1 tRNA gene is annotated in these 203 nt (G+C 41.9%); it reads right to left on the reverse strand.

Annotation, left to right across the window (positions count from 1 at the left end):
- Window positions 1–76: 76 nt before the first annotated feature.
- Window positions 77–152: transfer RNA gene (locus tag AB4274_RS21070), tRNA-Ala, on the reverse strand.
- Between the last annotated feature and the right edge of the window lie 51 nt (window positions 153–203).

A 203-nucleotide genomic window follows, 5' to 3' on the forward strand; every position in this document is an offset into this window, starting at 1 on the left:
TCCAAATTGTTAAAGAGCTAGATATTTCAAAAGAAATAACCATTTTTAAAGATTCTTAAGGAAGAACACTTAAAGATGGTGGAGCTATGCGGGATCGAACCGCAGACCTCCTCGCTGCCAGCGAGGCGCTCTCCCAGCTGAGCTATAGCCCCATCTGGAAAAGTATTTCCTACTCTTAACTTATTAAACCATCAATCTGTGTG

It is taken from the genome of Vibrio sp. 10N.261.55.A10 (genome assembly GCF_041470825.1).
Lineage (GTDB): Bacteria > Pseudomonadota > Gammaproteobacteria > Enterobacterales > Vibrionaceae > Vibrio > Vibrio crassostreae_C.